9 protein-coding genes are annotated in these 7,042 nt (G+C 66.7%); 1 reads left to right on the plus strand and 8 read right to left on the minus strand.

The window, feature by feature from the left end:
• Positions 1 to 108: 108 nt before the first annotated feature.
• The 4 genes from QZY48_RS14045 to QZY48_RS14060 all read right to left on the minus strand — a co-directional run bounded on the left by QZY48_RS14045 (position 109) and on the right by QZY48_RS14060 (position 3,097).
• On the minus strand, positions 109 to 687 hold the full coding sequence (locus QZY48_RS14045) for a Uma2 family endonuclease (RefSeq protein WP_295431686.1): 579 nt from the start codon (positions 685 to 687) through the stop codon (positions 109 to 111).
• Positions 688 to 724: 37 nt separating this feature from the next.
• Positions 725 to 1,330 carry a Uma2 family endonuclease gene (locus QZY48_RS14050; RefSeq protein ID WP_295431688.1) on the minus strand — a complete coding sequence of 202 codons (606 nt, stop codon included), beginning with the start codon at positions 1,328 to 1,330 and terminating at the stop codon, positions 725 to 727.
• Between the two features lie 128 nt (positions 1,331 to 1,458).
• On the minus strand, positions 1,459 to 2,955 hold the full coding sequence (locus tag QZY48_RS14055) for a hypothetical protein (RefSeq protein ID WP_295431691.1): 1,497 nt from the start codon (positions 2,953 to 2,955) through the stop codon (positions 1,459 to 1,461).
• 16 nt (positions 2,956 to 2,971) lie between these two features.
• Entirely contained in the window at positions 2,972 to 3,097 is a 126-nt protein-coding gene (locus QZY48_RS14060) for a hypothetical protein (RefSeq protein WP_295431694.1), read from the minus strand.
• Here QZY48_RS14060 and QZY48_RS14065 point away from each other — a divergent pair.
• Entirely contained in the window at positions 3,066 to 3,275 is a 210-nt protein-coding gene (locus QZY48_RS14065) for a hypothetical protein (RefSeq protein ID WP_295431696.1), read from the plus strand. The two genes, QZY48_RS14060 and QZY48_RS14065, sit on opposite strands and share 32 nt — an antisense overlap.
• Here QZY48_RS14065 and QZY48_RS14070 read toward each other — a convergent pair.
• The 4 genes from QZY48_RS14070 to QZY48_RS14085 form a co-directional block, all read right to left on the minus strand.
• Entirely contained in the window at positions 3,203 to 4,126 is a 924-nt protein-coding gene (locus QZY48_RS14070; RefSeq protein ID WP_295431699.1) for a DUF6384 family protein, read from the minus strand. The two genes, QZY48_RS14065 and QZY48_RS14070, sit on opposite strands and share 73 nt — an antisense overlap.
• The gene (locus tag QZY48_RS14075) at positions 4,123 to 5,376 is read right to left on the minus strand and encodes a cell surface protein (protein WP_295431702.1); all 1,254 of its coding nucleotides are present in this window, start codon (positions 5,374 to 5,376) and stop codon (positions 4,123 to 4,125) included. The genes QZY48_RS14070 and QZY48_RS14075 overlap by 4 nt, the downstream gene beginning before the upstream one ends.
• A gap of 148 nt (positions 5,377 to 5,524) precedes the next feature.
• Positions 5,525 to 6,451, minus strand: a complete 927-nt coding sequence (locus tag QZY48_RS14080) for a DNRLRE domain-containing protein (RefSeq protein WP_295431705.1) — start codon at positions 6,449 to 6,451, stop codon at positions 5,525 to 5,527.
• Between the two features lie 222 nt (positions 6,452 to 6,673).
• Positions 6,674 to 7,042: DUF4143 domain-containing protein (locus QZY48_RS14085; RefSeq protein ID WP_295431708.1), on the minus strand; the 369-nt coding region annotated here is incomplete at its 5' end.

Below are 7,042 nucleotides of genomic sequence, written 5' to 3' on the forward strand. Positions count from 1 at the left end.
CCGTAGGGTCCGCTGTGCGGACCGATCGCCGCCGGCCGCAATCATGCAAGGCGGGACGGCCGGACACCAACCCGGCGCGATTGCGGGTCCAAATACCAGGCATCAGCCTTATGCCCCCGCCGCCGGTGCGAAGCGCACGTCCTCATAGATCGCGTCCAGAGTGCAATCGAACTCCAGGGTCGCGAGGTTAAGCCGCCCGTCGTCGGGTACCGGGTGCAGCATCCAGCCGTCCGGATGGCGCCGGAAGACCTCCACGCAGCGCGTCCGCGAGTCGATCAGCACGTATTCCTCAAGGGTCGGCAGTTGCCGGTAACTGGCGAACTTGGCGCCGCGGTCATAAGCCTCGGTGGACTCGGAGAGGACCTCGACGACGACCCGGGCGCGCGCTTTGACGGTCGGCTCGGCCGCGTCCGCCGCCTCGCAGGTGACGAACACGTCCGGATAGAAAAAGGCCTGCACCCGCTCGACGCGCAGCTTCATGTCGGCGATGTAGACCCGACAGGGGCCGCCGCGGACATGGGCGCGCAGCAGCGCGAAGATGTTGCCCGCGATGGTGACGTGCTCCTCGCTCGCCCCGGCCATCGCGAAGACCTCGCCGCCGACATATTCGTGTTTGATCGGCGAGAGCGCCTCGCCGGCCAGATAGTCATCGACCGTGATGAAGGGGACTTCGGCGAGATTTGACATCTTAGACTCCGCAATAGGGGTCGAACGGCATATTGAGTCAGGTCGACCGCGACGGGGCCGCGTCCTCTGCGTCCGCCGTCGGGACGAAGCGCACGTCCTCGTAGATCGCGTCCAGGGTGCAGTCGAACTCCAGCGTCGCGAGATCGAGCCGCCCGTCGTCGGGTACGGGGTGCAGCATCCAGCCGTCCGGATGGCGCCGGAAGACCTCCACCGAGCGGCTTCGCGAGTCGATCAGCACATATTCCTCCAGAGTCGGCAGTTGCCGGTAGCCGGCGAACTTGGCGCCCCGATCATAGGCCTCGGTGGACTCCGAGAGGACCTCGACGACGACCCGGGCGCGCCGCTTGACGGTCGCCTCGGCCGCGTCCGCCGCCTCGCAGGTGACGAACACGTCCGGATAGAAAAAGGCCTGCACCTGCTCGACGCGCAGCTTCATGTCGGCGATGTAGACCCGACAGGGGCCGCCGCGGACATGGGCGCGGAACATTGAGGCGACATTGAGCGCGATGGTGACGTGCTCCTCGCTCGCCCCGGCCATCGCGAAGACCTCGCCCGCCACATACTCGTGCTTGATCGGCGAGAGCGCCTCGCCGGCCAGATAGTCGTCGGGCGTGATGAAGGGAACCGCGGCGAGATTGGACATCTTGGCATTCCGAGTGGATGGACCGCGCTCAGATTACCGCATTGCGCGAGGGTGCTGCCACCGGTCCGCGGATTGCCCGTGCGCCTTCAGCGCCCCGTCCGGCTGAAGCCTCGACCTCCAGTTCGGGATCAGAACCCGCCGCCGGTGCGGAAGCCCCCTCCCCCGCCGCCACCACCGCTGCTGCCTGCGCCGCCTCCCCCGCCGCCCCCGCCGCCCCAACCGCCGCGCCCGCCCCCGCCCATCCGCCCGACGATGTCGCCCAGGTCACGCAGGTCGGCACCGCCGCCGCCCCAGACGGTGCCGCGGCCGAAGCCGCCGGAGCCGAAACCGGGGTCGGCCTGCTCCGGGCGATAGCGCTGCTGCTCCTGGAGCACGCGCCAGAGCTGCCGACGGTCGAGGATGCCGTTGACGAACTGACCCAGCATCATGGCGATCATGGCCTCGTCGCCGAAGCTGGAGCCGGCGCGGTCATAGCGGTTGGTCTTGAAGTCCGCGCGCAGGGCCTCGGCCTCGCCCAGGCGCTGCTGCTGCGCCGCGAGCGTCTCGCGCAGGCCCTGGATGGAGGCCGCAAGGCGGCGGCCTTCGTCGTCGCGCTGCATCAGGCGGGCAACGATCAGGTCGTCGTCCGGGGTGGGCGAGGCCAGGGCCGCCCGGCGCAGTTCCATCAGGTCATCGCGCTGGAGTTCGCCGGTCAGGAGTGCGACCGCGGCCTTGGTGTGCTCGTCCTCGCCGACCGCGTAGAGCGCCTTGCGGACCTGAAGCGCCTGGCGCTGCGACGCGGCCTGGACGATACGCTGATCGATGGCGTCGAGCTTGGCCTGTTCCGCGGCCAGGCGCTCCGCGGGCGTCGCGAGGCCATCCGCCGCCCAGGCGGCCTCGTCCAGGGATTTCAGCACCGCGAATTCGCTCTCGGCCTGGGCCTTGAGCCCGTCCGCATGTTCGCGCAGGCGCTCGGGGATCTCGCTCAAGCGGTCATAGTTGGCGCGCGCCTCGGCGAAGCCGATGAGCCGCGCGACCTTGCCGTCCAACCACCGCGTGAGCCCCCAGGCGCGATACCCGGGCTGGCCGAATTTGCGCTCCCACAGGTACATGAAGAGTGGGTCGGCGCGGTAAGAGGCCCCCTTCTGCTCCAGCTCCGCGGCGCTGCGGGTCGCCTTCTCGGCGGACTGCCCGGCCCGGCGCTCGGTCTCGCGGGCGCGCTCGCGCTGGGCCTGATAGGCGGGGTCGCCCTCCAGGCGCGCCTGGGTCCGGACCTCGGCCGTGTCGAGCGCCCCCGCGGCATCGTCCACCGCGGCGGCCTGGGCGGCGCGCTCCGCGACCAGGGCGCGCTCCGTGGTTGCGGCCGCCTGGAGTTGACCCTGGAGTTGGGTCAGGGCCGTCTCCCGCTGGGCCAGGAGCGCCTTTACCTGCTGCTGCGTCTCATCCAGGCGCTGGACCATAGCGGCGTCCGCGAGCAGGCCCAGGCGGACCTGAGCCAACGCCTGGTAGTCCGCGGTCTGGGCCTGGTGCTGCTCGGCCAGTTGCCGATTGACCGCCTCGATCTGCGCCTCGACCGTGGCCGTCTGGGCCTGCGCCTGTGTCACCGCCTGGTCGATGGTGGCCAGGGTTTGTCTGCCGGAAACCATATCTATCTCCCTGGGATTAGGAACGGTTCACTAATAAGTAGGACAAGTCCGTCAGAGAGTGCCTCGTCGTTGTCGTTGTCGTTGTCGTTGTCGTAATCGAGGTTATCGGAGTGCCCCGGATTCTTTCGCACCCGAATTGCATCGCTTCTCCGCATACGAATACGAATACGATTACGATTACGATTACGATTACGATTACGACAACGACAACGACAACGACAACGACAACGCCGGAGCTACTGACCACCTACCACTTCGTTATCGCCCCGCCGGTAGTCTTCATCTCATACCGTGGCACCAACTCGCCGCGGGGTTTGTAGCCGAAGCGGTCCTGCTCGATGATGCCGTCGTCCTGCTTGTCGCGCTTGACCGCCTCAAAGGTGCGTTGGTCCACCCGCAGGGCCCAGAGGTCGACGGCCTCGGTCGTGCGGGTCTCCTCGTTGGCGATCGGCACCTTGAGCACCCGCCCGGACGGGTCCACCGCCTCGACCACGACATAGTAGTTGCGCGCCCCGGTGTTGATATCGGGGATGCGAAAGACCCCGGACTGCACCCCCTGACGGTTGACGATGCGCACCAGGTACTCCTGCCCCAGGGTGACGCGCGCTGCCTCAAGCTCCGCGAGCGCCGCCTTGGCCCGCGCCTGGTCCCCGTTGCGCAGCGCGGCCTCACCGGCGTTGAAATAACGCTCGATCGTCTCGCGCGCCTGGTCCGTCTTGGCGAACCCAAGCGCCTCCGTGTGGGCGCGCGCCAGGTCCTTCGGGATCGCCGCGGCGGGGGCCGCGATGAAGACATAGTGCAGCCCGAACAATAGCACGCCAACCAAGGCGAGCCCGCCCAGCCACTTGCCCGCGGCACCGCGCCGCACATAGACCCGCGCCAGCCGGGTGCCGAGGGTATGCGGCGGCGGCTGGTAGGTAAAGCGCCCCTCCTTGAGCGCCGCCACGGCCTGCTCGATCACGCGGTCCGGGACCTCCAGGCCCTGGTCGGCGTAGATCTTGCGCAGCCGCTCCTTCAGGTCCTCCTCCCGGCCCTGGTCGTCGAGCTCGTTGTTGGCGATACGCTCACGCCGTCGCAGCGTATCCACCACGTCCATGGCGAGCATCACGTCATCGAGCGGCGGCTTGGTCCCGGCCGCCCCCCCGGTCTGAATGGCCGCCGTGTCGCTCATGACTTAAGCGCCACCTCGAGGCCCTTGCCCTCCTGGGCCAGGCGCGCGAGCTTGCGCTTGCCGTCCTCCACCGCGTCGCGGATCTCGTTGGCGTTGCGGGTGCTTTCCTTGCGCATCTCCTCGATGATCTCAAAGGACTTGCTCTGCCAGGAGACCACGGAATCCACCAGCTTCTTGACCGAATCGGCGCGGATGGTCGGACCATAGCCGGCGCGCACCGCCGCCTCCTGGACCTTGCCGCCCATGTCCGCCAGGACCTCCAGCGACTTGCTGACCCCGTCCTTCATGGCCTCGACCGTCTGGGTCGCCTCGTGCAGGCCGAACATGCCGGTGAAGGAGGCCGTGAGCGCGGTCAGGACCACCTCGTTGGTGCTGAAGAAGCTGACCGCCTGCGAATAGACCCGCTCCTTGGCGTTGGTGGTCTGGACCAGGCGCGCCATCACGACCTCGGAGGTGTTGTAGGAGACCGTCAGGTTGTCCGACAGGTCCTTCGCGATCTGATAGCGCTTCTCCTCCAGTTGCAGGGCGCGCACCTGTTCGTCCCGGGCCAGTTCCAGGCGGGCCCGCTCCGCCGGCTCCTGCGGGACCCCTTGGGAACCGGCCGCCTCCAGCACCTTCATCGCCTCCTGGACCGCGACCTTGCACGCGTCCAGCCGCACCTGCGCGGTCTTGAGCACCTCCAGCCCCAGGACCTCGGACTGCTTGAGCGCACCGCGGAAGTCCTGATAGGCCTCCAGGATCCGCTGCTCGCGCCCGATCTGGTCGGCGGTCGCGGCGGTGACCTCCTGATAGGTGCCCTTGATCTTGTCGAAACGGCTGGCGATATCGCCGCGGGTGACCTTCATCCAGACATTGCCCAGGCGCTCGAAGCTGTCGAGCTTGCCGTCCGCGATCTGGTCCACCATGGTCTTGGCATCGTCACGGATGCTGTTGAAGGCATTGGTGATGTCCTCGTAGCGGCTGCCGATGCTCATGGCCGCCACCTGCTTGCGGACCACCTCGTTGAAGAGCGACGACTGGTCCAGGGTGCGGGCGATGGCGGTCACCCGCGCCTCGTCGAGGTCGGAGATCTGGTTCAGGAGCGCGATGATCGGGTCCACCCGCTTGTCGGCGTCCGTGGGCACCAGCCCCAGGTCGTGCAGGCCGTTCATGGCCTTTTCCAGGTACCTCATGGGGGTCGCCCGGGCAATGGCGGTCGCGTTGGCCGTCGCGGCGGCAGCGGCGGTGGTGGCGGTCTCGTTCGTGCTCATGGTTACTCCGGTTCGGGTCGTGTTGGGACTGGCCTGCGGGTGGCTGAGGGAGCGGCCGGGGGCGGTGCCGGGCAGGGTCGGCCCCCCGGCGGCGGAGTGTATCGCCTAACGGCCATTGCGTGGTATGCCTGGATCACGTCGGGTGCGATCAGAACTGATGTGGTGACCGAGATCCCGGGTACGCCGCCCTGGTCGTTGTCGTTGTCGTTGCTGTAGCCGTGCGGGTGGGCGTGTGAGTCGGCGTCGCGGTCTTGGTCGGGGTTCGGGTGATCGTCGGCGTCAGGGTGCGCGTGCGCGTCGGGGTCGGCGTGGCGGTCGGCCGGTTCGTCGAGTAGACGACCTCCAGCTCAGGCGTCAGGCCGCGGCCGCTGCTGAACTGCACGGCGCTGGCCGAGAGGTTCTGCCCGACGAGGGCCAGACTGTGCCGTCCCACGCTATCTATGCTCGATGCCCGATCACCGGGGATGCTGCTGGCGAGCCGGGAAAACCAGTCCTGGACGATGATGGTCACATCGAGGTCTTGCCACTGCCACAACGGGGTGTGCGCGACGTTGGCCGGCGGAATCGTCCCGGTCAGCGTCGGCCGCGTGTTCCAGGTGACTCTGGTCGCATCCCAGGCAGTGTTGCACGACGCCGCGGCGACGTTCGTCGGGTCCTGGCCGCTGGCGCCCACCCGATAGCCGCGCAGCGTGGCCTGCTGCACGAGCGTGTCTTCGGGCAGGCTGCTGAAATCGAATTCGAGCAGCGTCCAGTGCTGATAGAGAGGCGTCAGACGGCCGGATGGGGGAACCTTCCCCACCGAGAAGTTGCCGGTCGGGTGGGTTGTGGGACGTTCTTCATCCACCCAGGCGCCGGCGTACATCGGCAAAGTGACCGTCACGATGGTCGACGGCGCGGCCGCTTGTTGCGCGGCCATTTGCGCAGGATCAGCCGCTGGTTGCTGCGCGGTGGTGCTGGGTGAAAAGGCCAGTGACAGCACTACGAAAGCTGTGAAGGCCGGCAGCAGGAAGACCAGCAGACTGCGGGCATGACGTGCGGGCGGGGATGCAAGGGCGGAACGAGTTGGTTCGGACATAACGATCTCCTTTGCGATGTGTGATCAAAGACGGCTCGATAGGAGGAAGAACGCCTGCAATGAAATAGCACAACAATTCCGAGAAGGAATGGCTATTCTACGTGAAGACGCAGTGTGAAGTATAGCACGAGAGTGATTATCCGCAAATTAGCGAGGCGGGCGAACTTGCCGTTAAGGTCATCAGCGGCCTGAAGCCTTCAGTCGCCCATGCTCCATGACCGCTTACGTCAAGAAGTCCAGGTAATTCTCCGGGGTAGTCACTGAGAACTCGGCATCCGCGTAGCTGCTGAGCCAGCTTCGCGGCGCTGATACGACCTTCCGGGGCGACCACTTGCACTTGTAGCCGAACAGCTTTCCCTCGCGTTCCTCGACCAGGTCAATCTCCTGTTGGTCATAAGTGCGCCAGAAGTAGGCGTTGGCGTAGATCCCGGCGTAAGCGCGGTGCTTCATACGCTCGGTGAAGAAGAAGTTCTCCCAAAGTTGGCCCACATCGTTCCGCTGATCCAGGTCGTTGAACTGGGCGATGAGAGCATTGCGGATGCCAGTATCGAAGAAGTAATACTTGGCTCGATTGCTGATCTCCTGACGCAG

This window comes from uncultured Thiodictyon sp. (genome assembly GCF_903828115.1).
GTDB lineage: Bacteria > Pseudomonadota > Gammaproteobacteria > Chromatiales > Chromatiaceae > Thiodictyon.

Excerpts from the sequence above, each read along its gene's own strand:
- QZY48_RS14045 (WP_295431686.1), bottom strand. The coding sequence starts at position 687 with ATGTCAAATCTCGCCGAAGTCCCCTTCATCACGGTCGATGACTATCTG.
- QZY48_RS14050 (WP_295431688.1), bottom strand. The coding sequence starts at position 1,330 with ATGTCCAATCTCGCCGCGGTTCCCTTCATCACGCCCGACGACTATCTG.
- QZY48_RS14055 (WP_295431691.1), bottom strand. The coding sequence starts at position 2,955 with ATGGTTTCCGGCAGACAAACCCTGGCCACCATCGACCAGGCGGTGACA.
- QZY48_RS14060 (WP_295431694.1), bottom strand. The coding sequence starts at position 3,097 with ATGCAATTCGGGTGCGAAAGAATCCGGGGCACTCCGATAACCTCGATT.
- QZY48_RS14070 (WP_295431699.1), bottom strand. The coding sequence starts at position 4,126 with ATGAGCGACACGGCGGCCATTCAGACCGGGGGGGCGGCCGGGACCAAG.
- QZY48_RS14075 (WP_295431702.1), bottom strand. The coding sequence starts at position 5,376 with ATGAGCACGAACGAGACCGCCACCACCGCCGCTGCCGCCGCGACGGCC.
- QZY48_RS14080 (WP_295431705.1), bottom strand. The coding sequence starts at position 6,451 with ATGTCCGAACCAACTCGTTCCGCCCTTGCATCCCCGCCCGCACGTCAT.